This window comes from Aeromicrobium sp. Root472D3 (genome assembly GCF_001426485.1).
GTDB lineage: Bacteria > Actinomycetota > Actinomycetes > Propionibacteriales > Nocardioidaceae > Aeromicrobium.
In genome coordinates this window covers 1,013,791-1,033,213 of record NZ_LMET01000001.1, presented here as the reverse complement: position 1 = coordinate 1,033,213, position 19,423 = coordinate 1,013,791, and the positions used below count along the sequence as shown (strand labels likewise).

The window sequence follows — 19,423 nt, the reverse complement described above, 5'->3', positions numbered from 1 at the left end:
TCATTCACTGCGGAGGGCCTGGATGGGGGTGAGGCGCGCGGCGCGGCTGGCGGGATAGACCCCGAAGCCGACCCCGAGCGCGAGGGACGTGAGGAGGGCGCCGACGGTCGCGAGCAGCGACAGCGACACCGGCTGGTCGATCAGCCCCGGCAGCACCGCGGCGCCGACGACCGCGATGATCACCCCGATGACGCCACCGGCGAGCCCGAGCATCGAGGCCTCGACGAGGAACTGCCGGCCGATCGAGCCGGGGGTCGCGCCCAGCGCCTTGCGCAGGCCGATCTCGCGGATCCGCTCGGTCACCGACACCAGCATGATGTTCATGACTCCGATGCCTCCCACGAGCAGCGAGATGCCGGCGACCCCCGCGAGCAGCACCGTCAGGGTCCGGTTCGTCGAGTTGGCGGTGTCGATCAGCGCCTCCTGGCTCGTGATCGTGAAGTCGGCCTCCGTGGCGTCGACGCCGTGGAGGTTGAGCAGCAGCGCGTTGATCTCCTGGTACGCCGCGCCGAGGGTGCCCTCGGAGGCGCCCTCGACGTAGATCGACGAGACGGAGGTGCCGGTCGTCCCCGAGACGGAGGCGGCGGTCCCGAGCGGGGTGACGGCCGTGTCGTCCTCGCTGCTGTCGGACGACGACGCGCCAGACGTCTCGAGCACGCCGATGACCGTCAGCGCCGAGCCGTTGACCGTCACGGTCTGTCCGACCGCGCTTCCGGTGAAGAGCTCGCCGGCGGTGTCGGCGCCCAGCACGACGACCGGCGCGCTCGACGCGACCTCGGCCGCGGTGTAGAACCGTCCCGCCGACAGGTCACGCGACCGGACGTCGAGCCAGTCGACGGTCGAGCCGACCAGGGTCGTCGTCCAGTTCGTCGTGCCGTTGACCAGCGACGCCGAGGTCGAGGTGACGGGGGCGACCCGGGCGACGTCCGGCACGACGTCCTCGTCGTCGATCGCGTCGGCGTCCGACAGGGTCAGGGTCGAGGCGGAGCCGAAGCCGCCACGGATGCCGGTCGTGGACGTCGTGCTGCCGGGCGAGACGACCAGCAGGTTGCTGCCCAGCGCGTCGATCTGCGAGCTGACCTCGTCCTGCGCGCCCTGCCCCAGCCCGACGGTCAGGATCACCGACGAGACGCCGATGATGATGCCGAGCATCGTCAGGATCGATCGCATGCGGTGCGCCCGCACGGCCTCCGCGCCGGTGCGGAAGGTCTCCGGCCAGTTCATGCTGCGCCGATCGGCGAGGCGATCTGCCCGTCGCGCACAACGAGCTGACGTCCGGCCCGGTCGGCGACGTCGTACTCGTGCGTGATCAGGACGATCGTGCGACCCAGCTGCGAGAGCTCGTCGAACAGCTCGAGCACGTCGGTCGTCGACTCGGAGTCGAGGTTGCCGGTCGGCTCGTCGGCCAGGATCATCGCCGGCTCGGTCACGAGCGCCCGGGCGACCGCGACACGCTGCTGCTGGCCGCCGGAGAGCTCGCCCGGCTTGTGGTCGGCCCGTTCGCCCAGACCCACCCTCGTCAGCGCCGCGATGGCGCGCTCCTTGCGCTCGGCGCGGGGGACGCCCGCGTACACCAGCGGCAGCTCGACGTTGCGCCACGCCGTCATGCTCGCGAGCAGGTTGAACTGCTGGAACACGAAGCCGATGCGACGGTTGCGCACCTCGGCGAGCTCGACCTCGGTCATCGTCGAGACGTCCTGGCCGGCGAGGTGGTACTCGCCGCTCGTCGGCACGTCGAGGCAGCCGAGGATGTTCATGAGCGTCGACTTGCCGGAGCCGGACGGACCGATGACCGCCAGGTACTCGCCCTCGTCGATCCGCGCGTCGATGCCGCGCAGGGCGTGGACGCTGACCGCGCCCGTCTCGTACGACTTCCAGACCTGGGAGAGCTCGATGATCGGGTCGCCCATCACGAGCCCCCGCCCGGGAAGCCCGCCGGGGGCTGTCCGCCGCTTGGGAAGCCGCCGCTGGGCGGCGAGCCCCCACCCGGGAAGCCGCCTGCACCACCGGTGCCGCCCGCTCCGCCGGGTGCGCGTGACCGACCGACGGCCGCGATCTCGACCTTGTCGCCCGCCGCGAGCCCCTTGGTGATCTCGGTCGACGCCCCGTAGGTCTCGCCGACCGTCACGGCGGTCTTCTTCGTCGTCGAACCGTCGACCTTCGTCACGTACGTCTTGCCGCCGGTCGTCGTGAGCGCCTGGCTCGGGACCGTCAGCACGTCGGCGATCTGCTTGACGACGATCGAGACGTCCGCCGACGTGCCGGCGTACAGCCCTTCCTGCTTGCCGGTCACCGAGACGGTGACGGGGAAGGTCGCGGTGCCGGACGTGCTGGTCTCGGCGACCTTGCCGACGTCCTTGACCGTCCCGAAGATCGCCTCGGTCGCGTCGGCGGGGGTGATCTCGGCCTGCAGGCCCTCCTCGACGTCGGTGACGTCCGCGGCGGACACGTCGACGTCCACGACGAAGGTCTTCGGCTTCACGAGCGTGACCGCGGCGGTCGAGGTCGTGGTGGTCGTCGTGCCGGTCGCGCCCGGGACCGCCCCGGACGAGCCACCCGCCTGGTCACCGACGGCGACGCTGACGCTCGCGACGGTCCCGCTGAAGGTCGCCGTGAGCGTCGCGGCGTCGAGATCGTCCCGGGCCTGCGCGACGTCCGCGCGAGCGCTGGCGAGACCCGCCTCGTTGGCCGCGCGCTGCGTGCTGGTCTCGCTGCCGTCGTTGGCGACCGTGGTCTCCGCCGCCTCCTCCTGGGCCTCGGCCGCGGCGAGGGAGGCTTCGAGCGAGACGGTGTCGAGCCTGGCCAGCACGTCACCCTTCGTGACCGTGTCGCCGGCCCCGACCTCGACGGCGGTGACGCGGCCGGAGACGGCGAACTCGAGATCGGCCTGCTGGGCCGGCTCGAGGGTGCCGGAGCCGCTGACGGTCTGCTTGAACGTGCCGGTCGTGACCTCGGAGACGGTCGTCGCGGTCTCTGCGCTGTCGGCGCGACCGAGGAACCAGTAGCCGGCCGCGCCGATCACGAGGACGACGGCGACGGCCGCCACGAGGTACTGCCGACGAGAGCGAGGTCGTAGCCGGGACGCGAGGCGTGGGGCGTGGGATCTGGTGGACACAGGGAGAGCGTGGTGGCGTCCGCCATGCCGGGGCTGGCCCGAACCTGTCATCGGCCTGTCAAGCCGTCTCGCGCTGCGACCCCTTCGGCCGGCTGGCACGATCGGGTCATGGCCGACCGCATCGAGACCGACCGCTTCATCCCCGCCCCCGCCGCCGACGTGTTCGCGGTGCTGACCGACCCGCAGGGCCATGTCGCGATCGATGCGACCGGCATGCTGCAGGACGCCGATGGCGAGCGCGTGACGGCGGCGGGCGACACGTTCGTCGTCCACATGGACCGCGAGTCGCTGAACGACATCCCCGACTACGGCAAGTACGACGTCACGGTCACGATCGAGGACTTCGAGCCCGACCGGCTGATCTCGTGGACGATCCTGGGCCGGGTGCGGCCCGGCATGGGTCACGTCTACGGCTACCGCCTCAAGCCGGTCGACGGCGGCACGCGGGTGACGTCGTTCTACGACTGGTCGGACATCACCGAGCGGGCGCGGGAGAGCGGCGTCTTCCCGGTCGTGTCGGAGACGGCGCTCAGCGGCACGCTCGGGATCCTCGACCGGACGGTCAGGCGAGGTTATCCGCGCGGCTGAGCCCTGGTGGTCCAGTGCAGCAGGCCGTGGCCCTTGTAGCCGTGGTGTCTTCGACACAACGGCCCGAGGTTGTCTCCGGTGGTCGGGCCTTCGGGGAACGGGATGCGGTGGTCGTAGTCGCAGAACTTGGCCGGGACCATGCACCCGGGGCCTTGGCACGTTCCGTGGAGGAACTGCAACGCGATCTTGAGGATGTCGGGCGCCAATCGGCCGATGTACTCGTGTGCCAGGACGTCGTCATCGACGGGGTCGACCACGATGCGGTGCCAGAAGGTGCTGCCGGAGCCGACGACGGCGGCGATCCAAGCGGCCGGGACGCCCCAGCGCCCGTCGGCTGACTCCGCGAAACCAGGAGTGAAGCCGGCCAGCACGTCCGCGCCCACGGTGACGGCGATGTTGGCGTCGATGGCCGACGTCGACGCGTCGGACTCGGTGCACCAGGCAACCAGCAGGTCGGCCTCGCGCTGCGCGATCGTGCGCTCGTCCTCGGGGTCGGTGATGCGGCGGGCGGCCTTGCGGTAGCGGTCTTCGATCGCCGCGAGCTCGTGCGAGGGCAGGTAGGCGCTGAGCCATCCCATCGAATCGTCGCCGTGCTTGACCGACACGTACCGCTTGGTGCGCTCGTCCTCGGCGCGCTCGACGGCCAGATCAGCCTCGACCCGGCGGACGAACGCCTTCAACCACGTCCGCAGCTCGGCGACCGTGTGGGTCTCGGCGTAGCCGACGACCCGCTTGTCGAGACGGTGCACCGAGTCGGCCCGCTTGAGCTGGTCGATCGCGCTGCCGATCTCACGCACCCGCGCCAGGTCGACACGACCGTCCAGGAACGCGTCCCACGTGGTGGGCGACTGGTCGCGGACGGTGCCGGCGAACGAGAGCCGGTACTGCACCTGACCCTCGCTCATGCCGGAGGCCTCACCGATCGTCAGCGCGACGGACCCGCGCTCGACGTGCCGCCTCATGGGCGACTCGTCCGACGCGGCGATCCGCTCCAGCTCGGCGTCGCGGTAGTCGAGCATCGCCACGACCTCACGCGCCTCGGCACGCGCCCGCTCACGAACGACGTCGGTCAGGACGTCGGTCGAGACTGCTGAGGTGGTGGCCATACATCCAACCTAGAGGTCACCACCGACACCCTTTTGCGCTGCAATCAGAGGGTGTGAACAACTCTTTACGTCATCACATCGGAGGTCTTGACGAACCACTTGCATTTTGCAAGTGTGGACGTCATGAGCCTCTTCATCACGTGCCCCGTCGACAGCGTCGACCGCGCCACTGCCTTCTACACGGCACTCGGCTGGACCCTCAACGCCGAGATGTCCGACCACAACGTGTCGTGCTTCTCGATCGCGCCCGAGCAGTACGTCATGCTCGGCAGCCGCGAGATGTACGCCAGTGTCGGAGGGACCGACGACCTGATCGGCGGGCCCGACACCCCGTCGAAGGTCACCGTCTCGTTCGACCTCGGCAGCCGCGAGGCCGTCGACGAGCTCGTCGAACGAGCCGTGGCCGCCGGCGGGCGCAACGGCGACATCGACGACTACCCCTTCATGTACCAGCGCCAGTTCGACGACCCGGACGGCTACCACTACTCGCCGTTCTGGATGAAGCCGGACACCCACCCGACCGCGTGACCGGTCTCGCCGCGGCGCTCGACGTCGTCGGATCGCGATGGGCCCTGCTCATCGTCGAGAGGCTGCTCGAGGGCCCGCAGCGCTACGGCGACCTGCAGCGCGATCTCGGCGTGCCCACCAACATGCTCGCCACCCGCCTCCGCGAGCTCGAGGCCGCCGGCGTCCTGACTCGACTGCCCCTCCGCCACAACACCCGCGCCTACGCCCTGACCGACCGGGGCCTCGCCCTGCACGACGCCATCGCCGCCCTCGCCCGCTGGGGTACCGAGCAGCCCTGAAGGCATCCGTCCCGAGTCATCGCACCTGGGATGTCTGAGAGAACCCCGGCTGTCGCGCCACGGCGAACGGGCCGTGGGCGTCGGCGTCCCTGGCCCAGAGCTCGGCCATGCCGAGAGCGTCGACCCAGAACATGCGTGCGCGGGCGATGTCAGGTGTGGGTCGAGCAATCCGCAACTAGTGCGAAGCGTCGGGATTCACCCATCGATCATGCACCCTCGACCGCGGTCGACGCTCCGTCGCGTGCCGCGGGGATCAGTCGTTGCGCGGTGAGCTGCGGTCATGGATCCGCAACGCCGCGAGGACAGCCGACCGGACGACGAACCACTGGATCGCCAAGCCGATCAGAACCGCTGGGAACCAGAGCGGCAGCAGCACCATCAGATCATTGAACGGGTCCTCGATGCTGGTCACCCTCGGGAGCAGCATCACCTGATCGAACACACCCTGAAAATTGGTCACGCGACCAACCTAGGGCCAGGCGCGGGCGTCGACACCTGTTCCGGACAGCTGGTGCCACCGCCGCCGGCTCGATGCGTCGCACCGCGAGCGGTGCGCTTGGTTCACCCCACCAAGGGGGCGACCGGGAACGCGCCGCGGTCAGCCGAGCACGAACGCAACCAGGACGATCACCATCGCGACGACGGCCACGGAGCCGAAGCCCACCGCCAGCGCGAACGTCAAGGGACGCACCTCGCGGAAGCTCATGGCACCGGGTATCGCCTCGTTCACCTGGCGCGCTGTGCTGACGCCGTCAGCGACGTGACCGTTCGCAGCCGCCGTCACGGACACGAGGTCGTCCGTCTCCCAGTCGCTCCCGGCCACTCGGACCTGCTGCGTGCTGTCGGCGATGAACAGCTGCTGCGTCTTCGGCGGGATCACACCCCCGTACGGGAGCGCGGTCGGCTCGACCCACGTCAGGAACGACGTCAGCGTGGGGTCACTGCGGTCGAACGTGGTCGGCCTGGCCCGACGGTCGACATACGTCACCGTCTCGGGCGTCACCGTGATCGAGCTGTTGGCGAGCAGCCTCCTGTTGCGCGCCAACAGCACCACGACGATCGGCACGGCGATGAGGCCCGCCACGACGAGCAGGCCGCCGTACACCAGCAGCGCCGACCGGCGGTCGTCGGCAGACACCACCCCGGCGGTGATGCCGCCGACCAGCCCCAGCGAGGGAACGACCGCGATGAACCGGAGCCGCGTGTCCTCCTGCTGCTGGCTGGCGCGCGACGGACGGAACGTCACGACGCGTGGTGGTTGTTCGCGCCGCTTGCGACGGAAGAACATCGTGGGCCGTCAGGGCTTCTTGCGGAGCAGGTAGACGTCCATGATCCAGCCGACGGTGGTCTTGACCTCGATGCGCGTCGTCAGGACGTCGACGGCGACCTCGGTGACGCGGCCGGCGACGAGGCGCTCGTCGGGGGTGCCGAGGTTGGCGCCCCACCAGATCGTCCACTCCTCGAAGCCCTCGAGGTCGATCGTCGAGTTGAGCATCACGAGGATGTTCTCGGCACCCGAGGCGAGCGCCTCGCGCAGGCGGCGGCCCGTCGTGACGACGATCGGCTGGCCGATGTCGTGCAGCACGATGCGGTGCCGCGCGGCCAGCAGCTGCAGGCTCGAGATGCCCGGGATGACGTCCCACTCGGCCTCGACGCGTCCGCGGGCCAGCACCTTCTCGACAATGCGGATCGTCGAGTCGTAGAACGCGGGATCGCCCCACACCAGGAAGCCGACGTCGCCGTCGCCGTGCTCGAGGATCGCCTGCTCGTACGCCTCGGCGCGGGCGTCGTGCCAGTCGACGACGGCCTGGTCGTAGTCGTCCGGGTCGCGGTCGCGCTCGGGGTCGCGCACCGCGACGACGGGCGGGATGTCGTCGAGGTGCCGCTCGAGCAGCGCCTGCCGGGCGGCCAGCAGCTGGTCTCCCCCGGGCTTGTCGGCCTTGTCGGCGGTGATGAAGTAGTCGACCGAGCGCAGCGCCCGGACGGCCTCGATCGTCACCTGGTCGGGGTGACCGGCACCGATGCCGATGATCCTGATCCGACGCATCAGCCGCGGTCCTCCAGGTCACCCTCGACGTCGAGGTAGACCTGCTGCATCGCGGCCAGCACGTCGGCGTCGGGCTCGGCCCACAGGTCGCGGTCGACGGCCTCGTTGAGCCGCTCGATGATGCCGCGCAGCGCCCACGGGTTCGACGTCTTCATGAACTGCTGGTTGGTCTCGTCGAGGACGTACTCCTTCGCGAGCGTCTCGTACATCCAGTCGTGCACGACGCCCGTCGTGGCGTCGAAGCCGAACAGGTAGTCGACCGTCGCCGCGAGCTCGAAGGCGCCCTTGTAGCCGTGGCGCTGCATCGCGCCGATCCAGCGCGGGTTGACGACGCGGGCGCGGAACACCCGGGTGGTCTCCTCCTGCAGCGTGCGGGTGCGGACGGCGTCGGGCGACGTCGAGTCGCCGACGTACGCCTTGGGATCGTTGCCCGTCAGCGCGCGCACCGTCGCGACCATGCCGCCGTGGTACTGGAAGTAGTCGTCGGAGTCGGCGATGTCGTGCTCGCGGGTGTCGATGTTCTTGGCCGCCACCGCGATGCGCCGGTAGTTGGCGCGCATGTCGTCGGCCGCCGGGGCCCCGTCGAGGTCGCGGCCGTAGGCGAAGCCGCCCCATGCCGTGTAGACCTCGGCGAGGTCGTCGTCGTTCTTCCAGTTGCCGGCCTCGATGACCTGCAGGATGCCCGCGCCGTACGAGCCGGGCTTCGAGCCGAAGATGCGGGTCGTCGAGCGTCGCTCGTCGCCGTGCTCGGCGAGGTCGCGCTGCGCGTGCGCCCGGACGTAATTACGGTCGTCCGGCTCGTCGAGCTCGGCGACCTGGCGGATCGCGTCGTCGAGGATCGAGATGACGTGCGGGAACGCGTCGCGGAAGAAGCCCGAGATGCGCACCGTGACGTCGATGCGCGGGCGCCCCAGCTCGTCGAGCGGGACGATGCGCAGGCCGTTGACGCGGCGCGAGGCCGGGTCCCACTCGGGCTCGACGCCGATCAGCGCCAGCACCTCGGCGATGTCGTCGCCGGACGTCCGCATCGCCGACGTTCCCCAGACCGACAGGCCCACCGATCGCGGGTACTCCCCCGTGTCGTGCAGGTGCCGCTCGATCAGCGAGTCGGCCATCGAGCGTCCGGTCTCCCACGCGAGGCGCGACGGGACGGCCTTGGGGTCGACGGTGTAGAAGTTGCGACCCGTCGGCAGGACGTTGACGAGTCCGCGCAGGGGCGAGCCCGACGGCCCGGCCGGGATGAAGCCGCCGTCGAGGGCGTGCAGCACGTGGTCGAGCTCGTCGGTGGTCTTCGCCAGACGCGGGACGACCTCGGTCGCCGCGAACTCGAGCACGCGGACCACGTCGGGGACGTCGGTCAGCGTGCGGGCCACCGAGGCGTCCCAGCCGGCCTCCTCCATGCCGATCACGAGGGCGCGGGCCTGCTCCTCGATCTCGTCGATCGCACCGAGGTGGCCGTCGCCCTCCTTGAGCCCGAGCGCGGAGCGCAGGCCCGGGACGGCTCCGGTCTCGCCGCCCCAGATCTGGCTGGCACGCAGGATCGACAGCACGAGGTTGACCCGCGCCTCCCCCGCGGGCGCCTGCCCGAGGACGTGCAGGCCGTCGCGGATCTGCGCGTCCTTGATCTCACACAGCCAGCCGTCGACGTTGAAGATGAAGTCGTCGAAGTCGGCCTCGTCGGGGATCTCGTCGAGGCCGAGGTCGCGGTGCATCTCGGCGGCCCGCATGTGCGTCCAGATCTGCGAGCGGATCGCGGGCAGCTTGGCGGGGTCCATCGCAGCGATGTTGGCGTACTCGTCGAGCAGCTGCTCGAGCTTGGCGATGTCGCCGTAGCTCTCGGCGCGCGCCATCGGCGGGATCAGGTGGTCGACGATCGTGGCGTGCGCGCGGCGCTTGGCCTGCGCGCCCTCACCCGGGTCGTTGACGAGGAACGGGTAGATCAGGGGCAGGTTGCCGATCGCGGCGTCGGTGCCGCACGCCGCCGAAAGCGCCGCGTTCTTGCCCGGCAGCCACTCCATCGAGCCGTGCTTGCCGAGGTGGACGACGGCGTGAGCACCGAAGGACTCCTCGACCCAGCGGTACGCCGCGAGGTAGTGGTGCGAAGGCGCCATGTCGGGGTCGTGGTAGATCGCGACGGGGTTCTCGCCGTAGCCGCGGGGCGGCTGGATCATCAGGATGACGTTGCCGGCGCGGATCGTCGCGAGCACGATTTCCTGCTCGTCGTTGACGAACAGCTTGCCGGGCGCGGGACCCCACGCCTCGAGCATCGCGTCGCGCAGGTCGGGGTGGAAGTTCTCGAACCACTCGGCGTACTGCGCGGCGGGGATGCGCACGTGGCTCTCGGTCAGCTGCACCTGCGTGAGCCACTCCTCGTCCTGGCCGCCGGCGGCGATCAGCGCGTGGATCAGCGCGTCGCCGGCCTCGGTCAGGTCGTCCATCTCGAGCCCGGGGACCTCGCCGGGGGCGCCGAGGTCGTAGCCCGCGTCGCGCATCGCGCGCAGAAGGCGGATCGTCGAGGCGGGGGTGTCGAGGCCGACGGCGTTGCCGACGCGGCTGTGCTTGGTCGGGTACGCCGACAGCATCAGCACGATCTTCTTGTCGGCGGCCGGCAGGTGGCGCAGCCGCGCGTGGGCGATCGCGATGCCGGCGACGCGGGCGCTGCGCTCGTCGTGCGCGACGTAGCGGGGCAGGCCGTCCTCGTCGATCTCCTTGAACGAGAACGGGGCGGTGATGATGCGACCGTCGAACTCGGGGATCGCGATCTGGTTGGCCGAGTCGAGCGGCGTCACGCCGTCGTCGGACGCCTCCCAGTCCTCGCGGCTCGACGTCAGGCACAGGCCCTGCAGGATCGGGATGTCGAGGGCCTTCATGCGCTCGACGTCCCACGACTCGTCGTCGCCGCCGGCGCTGACGGTGCCGGGCTTGGTGCCGCCGGCCGCGAGCACCGTGACGATCAGGGCGTCGAGGGTCGCGAGCTCGGCGAACAGCTCGTCGGGGGCGGCGCGCAGCGACGAGCTGAAGATCGGGACGCCGACGGCCTCGCCGGTCGCGTCGATCGAGTTGGCCAGGGAGTGCGCGAAGCCGCTGTTGCCGGACGCCTCGTGCGCCCGGTAGTACAGCACGCCGATGCGCGGCAGGGGTGAGGTCCGTTCTGTCGACCCGTCCTGGACCGTCGCGGCTTCACCGAGTCGGGGAGCCACTCCCCACTCGGGGAGCACCGCCGGCGGCTCGAAGCCCTCGCCCGTCAGCAGGACCGTGTCGGACAGGAAGGCGTGCAGCTGCGCGAGGTTGGCCGGGCCGCCCTCGGCGAGGTAGACGTGCGCATCGGCCGCGACGCCGATCGGGACGGTCGACTGCTCCATGAGCTCGGCGCTCGGGGTCTGCTCGCCGCCGAGCACGACGATCGGCTTGCCGATGTCGCGGATGCGCCAGAAGCCCGAGCACAGGTCCTGCGGCGAGCCGAGGATGCGGGCGACGATCAGGTCGGCCTTCTCGAGCGCCTCGGCCATCTCGGTGTGGTTCGGCCGGGACGGGTTGGCGTACAGGTAGTCGGCTCCCGACGCCCGGGCCGACAGCAGGTCGGTGTCGGACGTGGACAGCAGCGCGATGCGCGTCATGTTCCTCCTCGGGGTTCTCGCCCCGTCTGGTGGGTTGCTCCACGTCGAGTGTCTGGCTGGGTCTTCCTGGGAAGACACACAGTGGCGGAACCGCTCCGGACTCGCACCGGATTCCTGCGCCGTGGAAGTGCCGTCAGCCTACCGGGCCGAGGGCCGAGGGTCGTCCGCTCAGGAGCCGAGGCCCAGCGCGCGGATCCCCTGGGCGACCTCCTCGATGCCGTCGACGTTGCGGATCGACGGGTCCATCGTGGTGCCGGGCAGGATGATGTAGCGCTTGTTCCTGACGGCCGTGAGGTTCTTGGTGGCCGGGTTCGACTCCAGGAACGCGATCTTGGCGGCCGCGGTGTCGCCCTCCGAGCCGCGGGTCAGGTCGGCCAGCACGAAGACGTCGGGGTCGCGGTCGACGACCGACTCCCAGCTGACCTCGGGCCACAGCTGGTCGAGGTCGTCGAAGGCGTTCTGCGCGCCGACGGCGCGCGTCATGATGCCGGGCGCACCGCAGCAGCCGGCGAAGTACGGCGTCTTGGTCGAGGAGTACCACCAGGCGGTCGAGACCCCGCCGGCGTCGAGACCGTCCGTCGCGGTCGCGGCACGCTTCTCCAGGTCGGCGACCAGGGCCTCGCCTCGACCCTCGACCCCGAACAGCGTCGCGACGTCGCGGATCTCGGCGTACTGGTCGTCGAGCGTCAGGGCCTCGGTGTGGGTGGCTTCCTGGCCGGCGCACTCGCTGGGCGACTGGTAGACGTCGATGCCGAGGTCGGTGAACCGCTGGCGGTCGGCGATGCCCTCGTCGGTGAACGTGTAGTCGAACGTCGCGTAGACGAGGTCCGGCTCGGTCGCGAGGACGTCCTCGAACGACGGGAACTCCTGCGAGAACAGGTCGAGGCCCTTGAGATCGTCCTTCAGGCCCGGCAGGACGTTGGTGTCGCCGAGCCCGGCGCCGACGATGCGGTCACGGAGCCCGAGCGTCAGCAGCAGCTCGGTGGCGGGCTGGTTGACCGACACCGCACGCTGCGCGGGACGGTCGAGCGCGACCTTCCGTCCGCAGTTCGTGACGCTGACGGCAGGGTCGGACGCGTCGCGGCCGGCCTCGCCGTCGGACGACGACGAGCCGCAGGCGGCGAGCGGGAGCAGGACGAGGAGACCCGCCGCGACGGTGGACAGGCGGCGGGCAGGACGGGGTGACGACATGGGGTCCCTCTCGGGGGTCCGGGGGCCCGTGCGCGAGGCCCCGTGGGCGGTTGACGTCGACCGGACGGTCGGCGGCCAGCAGGTCTTCGGACTCGGGATCGACCGGACGGCGCGCCTTCCCGGACCGTCTCCGGTCCAGTGGCCTCGTGCTCCGCCCGTCACCCTCACCGCTGCGCGTCAGTCCCGGAGTCTCACCGGGTTCCCTGGCTCATCGCTGAGTTGACTGGCACCCGGAACCTAGCAGCGCGTGTCGATCGATCACCACATGGTTCTCGTCACAGCACTGGATCGACCTGCCGCCGACTGGCCGACCGCTCGTCGGCCCGGACCGACCGCTCGTCGCGCGCGGGTGGCGACGCAGGTCGCCGATGTGGTCTGGTGAGAGACGGCCCGCGACCCGGGCCCCTTGACGACCGACGGGGAGCCCACCATGACCACCACCCAGACCCGGCCAGACCACCGCGGTGGCAACCGCGTCCGCAGCATCGCGATCTGGAGCGTCGTCGCCCTCGTCGGCGCGACGTGCTGGGCCGTCCTCGCGCTGTCGCGCGGCGAGGACGTCTCGGCCCTCTGGATCCTGTTCGCGGCGCTCTCGTCGTACGCGATCGCGTACCGCTTCTACTCGCGGTTCATCGCCAAGAAGGTGCTCGAGCTCGACGACACCCGCGCCACGCCGGCCGAGCGCCTCGAGAACGGCGTCGACTACGAGGTGACCGACCGCCGCGTGCTGTTCGGCCACCACTTCGCGGCGATCGCCGGCGCCGGCCCGCTCGTCGGCCCCGTGCTCGCGGCCCAGATGGGCTACCTGCCCGGCACGATCTGGATCATCGTCGGCGTCATCCTGGCCGGCGCCGTGCAGGACATGGTCGTGCTGTTCCTGTCGATGCGCCGCGACGGCAAGAGCCTCGGCCAGATGGTCCGCGAGGAGATCGGCGTCGTCGGCGGCACCGCGGCCCTCATCGCGGTGTTCGCGATCATGATCATCATCCTGGCGGTGCTGTCGCTGGTCGTCGTCAACGCGCTCGCCGAGTCGGCGTGGGGCGTGTTCTCGATCGGCCTCACGATCCCGATCGCCCTGTTCATGGGCTTCTACCTGCGCTACATCCGCCCGGGGCGGGTGCTCGAGACGACCGCGATCGGCGTCGTCGCCCTGCTGCTGGCGATCATCGGCGGCGGCTACGTCGAGCAGCTGGGCCTCGAGAGCGCCCTGACGATCTCGAAGGAGCACCTCGTCATCGCGCTGGTGGTCTACGGCTTCATCGCGTCGATCCTGCCGGTGTGGATGCTGCTGACGCCCCGCGACTACCTCTCGACGTTCATGAAGGTCGGCGTCATCGCGCTGCTGGCGGTCGGCCTCGTCGTCGCCGCGCCGGTGCTGCAGGCCGATGCCGTCACGAGCTTCGCGACCGACGGCGACGGACCGGTCTTCGCGGGCAAGGTCTTCCCGTTCGTGTTCATCACGATCGCGTGCGGCGCCCTGTCGGGCTTCCACGCCCTGATCGCGTCGGGCACGACACCCAAGATGATCAGCAAGGAGAGCCACGTCCGCATGATCGGCTACGGCGGCATGCTGATGGAGTCGTTCGTCGCGATCAGCGCGCTCATCGCGGCCGTCGTGATCGACCAGGGCCTGTACTACTCGATGAACGCCCCGGCCGGCATGACCGGCGGGACGGTCGAGGGCGCGGCGCAGTTCGTCGGCACCCTGGGCTACACGATCACCCCCGACCAGCTCAGCGCCGCGGCCGCCGCGATCGAGGAGCAGACGCTGGTCTCGCGCACCGGTGGCGCGCCGACCCTGGCGTTCGGCCTGTCGCAGGTGTTCCACGAGGCGTTCGGCGGCAACCTGCAGGCGTTCTGGTACCACTTCGCGATCATGTTCGAGGCGCTGTTCATCCTGACCGCGGTCGACGCCGGCACGCGCGTCGGACGGTTCATGCTGCAGGACACGATCGGCAACGTCTGGAAGCGCTACGGCGACGTCTCGTGGCGTCCGGCGGCCTGGTCGGCCAGCGCCATCACGGTGGGCGCGTGGGGCTACATGCTCTACATCGGCGTGACCGACCCGCTCGGTGGCATCAACCAGCTGTTCCCGCTGTTCGGCATCGCGAACCAGCTGCTCGCGGCGATCGCCCTGACGTTGTGCGTCACGCTGCTGATCAAGCACGGCAAGCTGAAGTACGCGTGGGTGCCGGGCATCCCGCTCGCGTGGGACCTCGTCGTGACGATGACCGCGAGCTGGCAGAAGATCTTCTCCGACAACCCCGCGCTCGGCTACTTCGCGCAGGCGTCGCGCTACCGCGAGGCCCGCGACGCCGGCGAGCTGCTGGCCCCCGCGACCGACGCCGACCAGATGGGCACGGTCATCCGCAACTCGATGACCAACGGCGTGCTGCAGTCTGTGTTCGCGATCCTCGTCATCATCGTCGTCGCGAACGCCGCCGTCATCTGGGTGCGCGCGATCCGCGCCGGCTCGCTGCCCACGACCGAGGTGCCGCACACGCCGTCGCAGATCGTCGCCCCCGCCGACTTCTTCGCGACGGCCGACGAGAAGAAGGCCGTCGCGGCGTGGGAGGACGAGCGTCGGCCGGTTCGGAGCGGACGATGAACGCGATCGCCCGCGGGTGGCGCGGCCTGCGGTGGTACCTGCGGACGTTCAGCGGCGAGTCGCGCTGGGACGACTACCTCGCGGCGTGCGAGCGCGACGGCGTGACGCCCGCGAGCCGGCGCGCGTTCGAGCGGCACCGGGCCGACCAGGTCGAGCACGCGCCGATGGCCCGGTGCTGCTGAGATCGGTGCTGTCGAGATCGGTGCTGCTGACGCGACAGGGGTTGCGGCGATCCGTGGTCGACGCAACCATGGGCTGACGACCTCGCCTGATCGACCCACCGCTCGACCCGCTGTTCGGCCCTAGGGGGACCACCATGCACGTCGTCATCGCCACGGACGGATCGAAGCAGTCGCTCGACGCCGCCCGCTACCTCCGCTCGTTCTCCGATCCCGAGTCGGTCGCGTCGGTCAGCGTGCTGGCGGTCATCAGCCCGCTGGCCGCCGTCCCGTTCGCCACCGAGAGCGACAGCGGGCAGAAGGACATCGAGGAGCTGTCGTTCCGCACCGCGGCCCAGGCCGCGACCGCGCAGGTCGCCGAGCTGCTCGCCAACTGGGGACCCAGGATCACGCAGCAGATCCGCAGCGGCTCGCCGGCCGCCGAGATCGTCAAGGCCGCCAAGGCCAAGGACGCCGGCCTGATCGTCGTGGCGAGCCAGAGCTCGCGGGCGTCCGCCGTGCTGATGGGATCGGTCGCCCACCGGGTGCTCAACACCGCGACGTGCCCCGTGCTGGTCGTCCGCCCCGGCGCCAAGCCCACGAAGAAGAGCACCCGCAAGAAGTAGCGGGCCGCCCCGGCCTGCGACCCCTGGGCGTGACGAGCACCGGCCCACGTCCGATGGGACGATGGGAGACCACCCCGAGGAGTCGCGCATGAGCTGGATCGGCCCCGCCGCCAAGAAGGCGGTCACGTACGGCCCGCAGGCCAAGATCGCCTGGGACAAGGCCGGGCGCCCGGCCGCCGAGATCGCGGCGAAGAAGGCACAGGTGCAGCTGCAGCGCCGCAAGGCCTTCGCGAAGGCCGCGACCGTCGTCGAGGGCTCGGTCGTCCGGCTCGTGCACGCCGGCGAGCCCGTCCACGTCGTCATGGCGCACGGTGAGCCGATCGAGGCCTACCCGCCGGTCGACGTCGGGCTGGACGTCCTGGTGAAGGACGCCGACCTCACGGCCGCCGTGACCTCCGAGCAGTACGAGGCCAAGCGGGTCAGGGCCCGCATCGCACGCGCCAGGGGTCGGTCGTCGTAGCCGCGCGGGCCGCGTCCGGACGGCGTGAAATCATGGCCGGATGACCTCGCGCACCCACGTCGACCGCTGCCCCGGCGTGCTGCGCCCGTGGATCGCCGCCGACGGCGCGATCGTGCGGCTGCGCCTCATCGGCGGAGTCGTCCCGTCGGCGTCCCTGGCCCGGCTGATCGAGATCGCCGAGCAGCACGCCGACGGCACGGTGCTGCTCACCAAGCGCACCAACCTGCAGCTGCGCGGCATCGAGCACGCCGACGGCTGCGTGCCGCCGGCGCTGGTCGAGGCCCTGACCGGGGCGGGCCTCCTGCCGTCGACGAGCCACGAGCTCGTGCGCAACGTCATGGTCTCGCCGCTGACCGGGCGCACGGGCGGCCTGGCCGACCTGCGGGGCACGGCGCTCGAGCTCGACCGGCTGCTGTGCGCCGAGCCCGAGCTCGCGCGCCTCGCGGGCCGGTTCCTGTTCGTGCTCGACGACGGACGCGGCGACGTCGGCCACCGCACCCTCGACCTCGGCGTCACGGCGGTCGCCCCCGACCAGGCGCAGCTGCGCATCGGATCGCACGGGTGGGGCCCCGTCCTGCCCCTCGACGACGTCCCGGCGGCCCTCGTCGAGCACGCGCTGCGGTTCCTCGCCGCGGCCGGCACCGGCGAGAGCGCGCCGTGGCACGTCGACGAGCTGCCCGGCCAGGGCGCCGAGCTCGTCGCGGCCCCCGCCCCCCGCGACGTCCGCACCCACGTCAGGTCGCTCCCCCTGCCGCACGGCATGATCGCCCAGGGTGCCGGCACCGAAGCCATCCACCTGGACGTCCCCGACGGCCTGCTCGACCGCTCCCTCGTCGACGCCATGGCCGGACACTGGGCCGACGAGGTCATCGTGACCCCGTGGCGCAGCGTCATCATCCCCGACCTGGAGATCGAGTGACCCTCACACGCCCCTCGCGCCACTTCGACTACGTCGACGACGGCGGCGCGATCTACGTCGACTCCTTCGCGACGATCCGCGCCGAGGCCGACCTGTCGCACCTGCCCGCCGACGCCGAGAAGGTCGCGGTCCGCATGGTGCACGCGTGCGGCCAGGTCGACCTGACCGCCGACCTCGTGATCCACGACCACCTCGTGACGGCGGCCCGCGGCGCGCTGCAGTCGGGCGCACCGATCATCACCGACGCGACGATGGTCGCGTCCGGCGTCACGCGCGCCCGCCTGCCGCACGACAACGAGGTCATGTGCTTCCTGCGCGACGAGCGGGTGCCCGGCCTCGCCGCCGCCTGGAGCACGACGCGCTCGGCCGCCGCGGTGTCGCTGTGGGAGGAGCACCTCGAGGGTGCCGTCGTCGCGTTCGGCAACGCCCCCACGGCCCTGTTCCACCTGCTCGAGATGCTGCTCGACGGTGCGCCGCGTCCCGCCGCGATCATCGGCACCCCCGTCGGGTTCATCGGCGCGGCCGAGTCGAAGGACGCCCTCGCGGCGCTCACCGAGGTCGACGCCGCCCTCGACATCCCGTTCCTGACGGTGCGCGGACGACGCGGGGGCTCGGCCATGGCCGCGTCGGCGATCAACGCCCTGGCCCAGGAGAAGGAGTGAGCACGCCCCTTCCCGGCAGCCCCGGTGCCGGACGTCTCTGGGGCGTCGGGCTGGGCCCCGGCGACCCCGAGCTCATCACGCTGAAGGCGGCCCGGCTGATCGGTGCCGCCGACGTCATCGCCTACCACCAGGGCGTCGGCAAGCAGTCGAACGCGCGACGCATCGCGGTCGGCCTGTTCCCCGAGGGCGTGGTCGAGGAGGTGCTGCAGTACCCCGTCACGACCGGCACGACCGACCACCCGGGCGGGTACGCCGGCGCGATGGCCGAGTTCTACGAGGAGTGCGCGACGCGCCTGGGCGACCACCTCGCGGCGGGCCGCGACGTCGTGATCCTGGCCGAGGGCGACCCGCTGTTCTACGGCTCCTACATGTACATGCACGACCGGCTCGCCGACCGCTTCGAGACCGAGGTCGTGCCGGGCGTCCCCGCGTTCGCCGCCGCGACGGCCGCCGTCGCGTCGCCGCTGGTGCGGCTGACGGACGTCCTGACGATCCTGCCCGGAACCCTGCCCGAGCCCGAGCTGGCCCGCCGTCTGGCCGACACCGACGGCGCCATCATCATGAAGCTCGGCCGCACGTTCCCCGCCGTCGTCTCGGCGCTGCGCCAGGCCGGACGGCTCGAGGGCGCGCTCTACGTCGAGCGGGCCTCGATGCCCGAGCAGCGCTGGATGCCGGTCGCCGACGTCGACCCGACCTCGGTGCCGTACTTCTCGCTGATCGTCGTCCCCGGCGACACCAAGCCGCGGCGCGCGCGCACGACCGGTGCGGCCGCGGCACCCGCGACCGCCGAGGTGCTGGTCGTCGGGCTGGGGCCCGGCCCCGACCGGTGGATCACGCCCGAGGTCGCCGAGGCGCTGGCGGACGTCCAGCACGTCGTCGGCTACGCGCCGTACGTCGATCGCGTGCCGCAGCGCGAGGGCCTCACCCGGCATGCGTCCGGCAACACCGTCGAGGTCGACCGTGCCCGCCTGGCCCTCGACCTCGCCCTGGCCGGCGAGCGCGTCGCGGTCGTCTCGGGCGGTGACGCCGGCATCTTCGGCATGGCCGCCGCGGTGTTCGAGGCCGCCGAGGACGACGCGTACGCCGACGTCCCGGTGCGGGTGCTGCCCGGCCTGTCGGCCGTCCAGGTCGTCGCGGCCCGCGCGGGGGCGCCGATCGGCGGCGACTTCGCGGTCATGAGCCTGTCCGACCGGCTCAAGCCGTGGTCGCTGGTCGAGAAGCGGCTGCGCGCCGTGGCCGAGGCCGACCTGGTGCTCGCGGTCTACAACCCGCGCTCGCGGTCGCGCACGACCCAGGTCGCCGACATGCGGCGCATCCTGCTCGAGCACCGCGCGCCCGAGACCGTCGTGGTCGTGGGCCGCGACGTCGGACGCGACGAGGAGTCGCTCGTCGTCACGACGCTCGGCGACCTCGACCCCGAGACGATCGACATGAAGTGCCTGCTGCTGATCGGCGCGACCGGCACGCGCGTGACCCCGGCCGGCCAGGCCTGGACCCCCCGCTTCGCCGGCTGACGCGCC

General features: G+C 71.3%; 19 protein-coding genes and 1 riboswitch. Of the genes, 10 read left to right on the top strand and 9 right to left on the bottom strand.

All coding sequences use genetic code 11. From position 1 onward, the window contains the following. From ASD10_RS05085 to ASD10_RS05075, 3 genes are read right to left on the bottom strand one after another with little or no spacing between them, the layout of a single operon-like run. Entirely contained in the window at window positions 1-1,224 is a 1,224-nt protein-coding gene (locus ASD10_RS05085; RefSeq protein ID WP_056605588.1) for an ABC transporter permease, read from the bottom strand. Beyond that, the gene (locus ASD10_RS05080) at window positions 1,221-1,910 is read right to left on the bottom strand and encodes an ABC transporter ATP-binding protein (RefSeq protein WP_056605585.1); all 690 of its coding nucleotides are present in this window, start codon (window positions 1,908-1,910) and stop codon (window positions 1,221-1,223) included. The genes ASD10_RS05085 and ASD10_RS05080 overlap by 4 nt, the downstream gene beginning before the upstream one ends. Beyond that, window positions 1,910-3,046 carry an efflux RND transporter periplasmic adaptor subunit gene (locus ASD10_RS05075; protein ID WP_162248823.1) on the bottom strand — a complete coding sequence of 379 codons (1,137 nt, stop codon included), beginning with the start codon at window positions 3,044-3,046 and terminating at the stop codon, window positions 1,910-1,912. Before ASD10_RS05075 ends, ASD10_RS05080 begins: the two co-directional genes overlap by 1 nt. Before the next feature lie 177 nt (window positions 3,047-3,223). On the opposite strand from ASD10_RS05075, the gene ASD10_RS05070 reads away from it, so the two are divergent. Next, a complete protein-coding gene (locus ASD10_RS05070; protein ID WP_056605579.1) occupies window positions 3,224-3,703 on the top strand; it encodes an SRPBCC family protein in 480 nt (159 codons plus the stop codon). Here the strand turns inward: ASD10_RS05070 and ASD10_RS05065 are convergent. Continuing rightward, window positions 3,688-4,809, bottom strand: coding sequence for an HNH endonuclease signature motif containing protein (locus tag ASD10_RS05065; RefSeq protein ID WP_056605576.1), 1,122 nt, complete (start codon window positions 4,807-4,809; stop codon window positions 3,688-3,690). The genes ASD10_RS05070 and ASD10_RS05065 overlap by 16 nt on opposite strands. Window positions 4,810-4,932: 123 nt before the next feature. Between ASD10_RS05065 and ASD10_RS05060 the strand changes: the two genes are divergently transcribed. Together ASD10_RS05060 and ASD10_RS05055 are read left to right on the top strand one after the other, a co-directional pair. Further along, window positions 4,933-5,337 carry a VOC family protein gene (locus ASD10_RS05060; protein WP_056609895.1) on the top strand — a complete coding sequence of 135 codons (405 nt, stop codon included), beginning with the start codon at window positions 4,933-4,935 and terminating at the stop codon, window positions 5,335-5,337. Then, the gene (locus ASD10_RS05055; RefSeq protein WP_056605573.1) at window positions 5,334-5,615 is read left to right on the top strand and encodes a helix-turn-helix domain-containing protein; all 282 of its coding nucleotides are present in this window, start codon (window positions 5,334-5,336) and stop codon (window positions 5,613-5,615) included. Before ASD10_RS05060 ends, ASD10_RS05055 begins: the two co-directional genes overlap by 4 nt. 253 nt (window positions 5,616-5,868) lie before the next feature. Here the strand turns inward: ASD10_RS05055 and ASD10_RS05050 are convergent, their stop codons facing one another. The 5 genes from ASD10_RS05050 to ASD10_RS05030 form a co-directional block, all read right to left on the bottom strand. Beyond that, window positions 5,869-6,075, bottom strand: coding sequence for a hypothetical protein (locus ASD10_RS05050; protein WP_056605570.1), 207 nt, complete (start codon window positions 6,073-6,075; stop codon window positions 5,869-5,871). A 138-nt stretch (window positions 6,076-6,213) separates the two neighbouring features. Beyond that, window positions 6,214-6,903: a hypothetical protein gene (locus tag ASD10_RS05045; protein ID WP_157432462.1), complete on the bottom strand. Its 690-nt coding sequence runs from the start codon at window positions 6,901-6,903 to the stop codon at window positions 6,214-6,216. Window positions 6,904-6,912: 9 nt separating this feature from the next. Beyond that, the gene (cobF, locus tag ASD10_RS05040) at window positions 6,913-7,662 is read right to left on the bottom strand and encodes a precorrin-6A synthase (deacetylating) (protein ID WP_056605565.1); all 750 of its coding nucleotides are present in this window, start codon (window positions 7,660-7,662) and stop codon (window positions 6,913-6,915) included. Then, window positions 7,662-11,279, bottom strand: a complete 3,618-nt coding sequence (locus ASD10_RS05035; protein WP_056605562.1) for a cobaltochelatase subunit CobN — start codon at window positions 11,277-11,279, stop codon at window positions 7,662-7,664. The genes cobF and ASD10_RS05035 overlap by 1 nt, the downstream gene beginning before the upstream one ends. Before the next feature lie 168 nt (window positions 11,280-11,447). Continuing rightward, entirely contained in the window at window positions 11,448-12,470 is a 1,023-nt protein-coding gene (locus tag ASD10_RS05030) for an ABC transporter substrate-binding protein (RefSeq protein WP_056605559.1), read from the bottom strand. Window positions 12,471-12,529: 59 nt separating this feature from the next. After that, window positions 12,530-12,713, bottom strand: a riboswitch (cobalamin riboswitch). A gap of 187 nt (window positions 12,714-12,900) precedes the next feature. Here ASD10_RS05030 and ASD10_RS05025 point away from each other — a divergent pair. The 7 genes from ASD10_RS05025 to ASD10_RS04995 all read left to right on the top strand — a co-directional run bounded on the left by ASD10_RS05025 (window position 12,901) and on the right by ASD10_RS04995 (window position 19,417). Beyond that, on the top strand, window positions 12,901-15,078 hold the full coding sequence (locus ASD10_RS05025; RefSeq protein WP_056605556.1) for a carbon starvation CstA family protein: 2,178 nt from the start codon (window positions 12,901-12,903) through the stop codon (window positions 15,076-15,078). Beyond that, a complete protein-coding gene (locus tag ASD10_RS05020) occupies window positions 15,075-15,260 on the top strand; it encodes a YbdD/YjiX family protein (RefSeq protein WP_056605553.1) in 186 nt (61 codons plus the stop codon). Before ASD10_RS05025 ends, ASD10_RS05020 begins: the two co-directional genes overlap by 4 nt. A 134-nt stretch (window positions 15,261-15,394) precedes the next feature. Continuing rightward, a complete protein-coding gene (locus ASD10_RS05015) occupies window positions 15,395-15,862 on the top strand; it encodes a universal stress protein (RefSeq protein ID WP_056605551.1) in 468 nt (155 codons plus the stop codon). A gap of 88 nt (window positions 15,863-15,950) precedes the next feature. Further along, window positions 15,951-16,322 (top strand): hypothetical protein, encoded by a 372-nt coding sequence (locus tag ASD10_RS05010; RefSeq protein WP_235501752.1) that lies wholly within the window; start codon window positions 15,951-15,953, stop codon window positions 16,320-16,322. A 40-nt stretch (window positions 16,323-16,362) separates the two neighbouring features. Then, window positions 16,363-17,241 carry a sulfite reductase subunit beta gene (locus ASD10_RS05005; RefSeq protein ID WP_056605545.1) on the top strand — a complete coding sequence of 293 codons (879 nt, stop codon included), beginning with the start codon at window positions 16,363-16,365 and terminating at the stop codon, window positions 17,239-17,241. Further along, entirely contained in the window at window positions 17,238-17,903 is a 666-nt protein-coding gene (locus ASD10_RS05000) for a precorrin-8X methylmutase (RefSeq protein ID WP_056605541.1), read from the top strand. Before ASD10_RS05005 ends, ASD10_RS05000 begins: the two co-directional genes overlap by 4 nt. Beyond that, complete coding sequence (locus ASD10_RS04995) at window positions 17,900-19,417, top strand: precorrin-2 C(20)-methyltransferase (RefSeq protein WP_056605538.1); 1,518 nt, start codon at window positions 17,900-17,902, stop codon at window positions 19,415-19,417. Before ASD10_RS05000 ends, ASD10_RS04995 begins: the two co-directional genes overlap by 4 nt. Window positions 19,418-19,423: the final 6 nt, after the last annotated feature.

Excerpts from the sequence above, each read along its gene's own strand:
- ASD10_RS05005 (WP_056605545.1), top strand. The coding sequence starts at position 16,363 with ATGACCTCGCGCACCCACGTCGACCGCTGCCCCGGCGTGCTGCGCCCG.
- ASD10_RS05025 (WP_056605556.1), top strand. The coding sequence starts at position 12,901 with ATGACCACCACCCAGACCCGGCCAGACCACCGCGGTGGCAACCGCGTC.
- ASD10_RS05030 (WP_056605559.1), bottom strand. The coding sequence starts at position 12,470 with ATGTCGTCACCCCGTCCTGCCCGCCGCCTGTCCACCGTCGCGGCGGGT.
- ASD10_RS05080 (WP_056605585.1), bottom strand. The coding sequence starts at position 1,910 with ATGGGCGACCCGATCATCGAGCTCTCCCAGGTCTGGAAGTCGTACGAG.
- ASD10_RS05060 (WP_056609895.1), top strand. The coding sequence starts at position 4,933 with ATGAGCCTCTTCATCACGTGCCCCGTCGACAGCGTCGACCGCGCCACT.
- cobF (WP_056605565.1), bottom strand. The coding sequence starts at position 7,662 with ATGCGTCGGATCAGGATCATCGGCATCGGTGCCGGTCACCCCGACCAG.
- ASD10_RS05085 (WP_056605588.1), bottom strand. The coding sequence starts at position 1,224 with ATGAACTGGCCGGAGACCTTCCGCACCGGCGCGGAGGCCGTGCGGGCG.
- ASD10_RS05035 (WP_056605562.1), bottom strand. The coding sequence starts at position 11,279 with ATGACGCGCATCGCGCTGCTGTCCACGTCCGACACCGACCTGCTGTCG.
- ASD10_RS05070 (WP_056605579.1), top strand. The coding sequence starts at position 3,224 with ATGGCCGACCGCATCGAGACCGACCGCTTCATCCCCGCCCCCGCCGCC.
- ASD10_RS05010 (WP_235501752.1), top strand. The coding sequence starts at position 15,951 with ATGAGCTGGATCGGCCCCGCCGCCAAGAAGGCGGTCACGTACGGCCCG.
- ASD10_RS05015 (WP_056605551.1), top strand. The coding sequence starts at position 15,395 with ATGCACGTCGTCATCGCCACGGACGGATCGAAGCAGTCGCTCGACGCC.
- ASD10_RS05045 (WP_157432462.1), bottom strand. The coding sequence starts at position 6,903 with ATGTTCTTCCGTCGCAAGCGGCGCGAACAACCACCACGCGTCGTGACG.
- ASD10_RS05020 (WP_056605553.1), top strand. The coding sequence starts at position 15,075 with ATGAACGCGATCGCCCGCGGGTGGCGCGGCCTGCGGTGGTACCTGCGG.
- ASD10_RS05065 (WP_056605576.1), bottom strand. The coding sequence starts at position 4,809 with ATGGCCACCACCTCAGCAGTCTCGACCGACGTCCTGACCGACGTCGTT.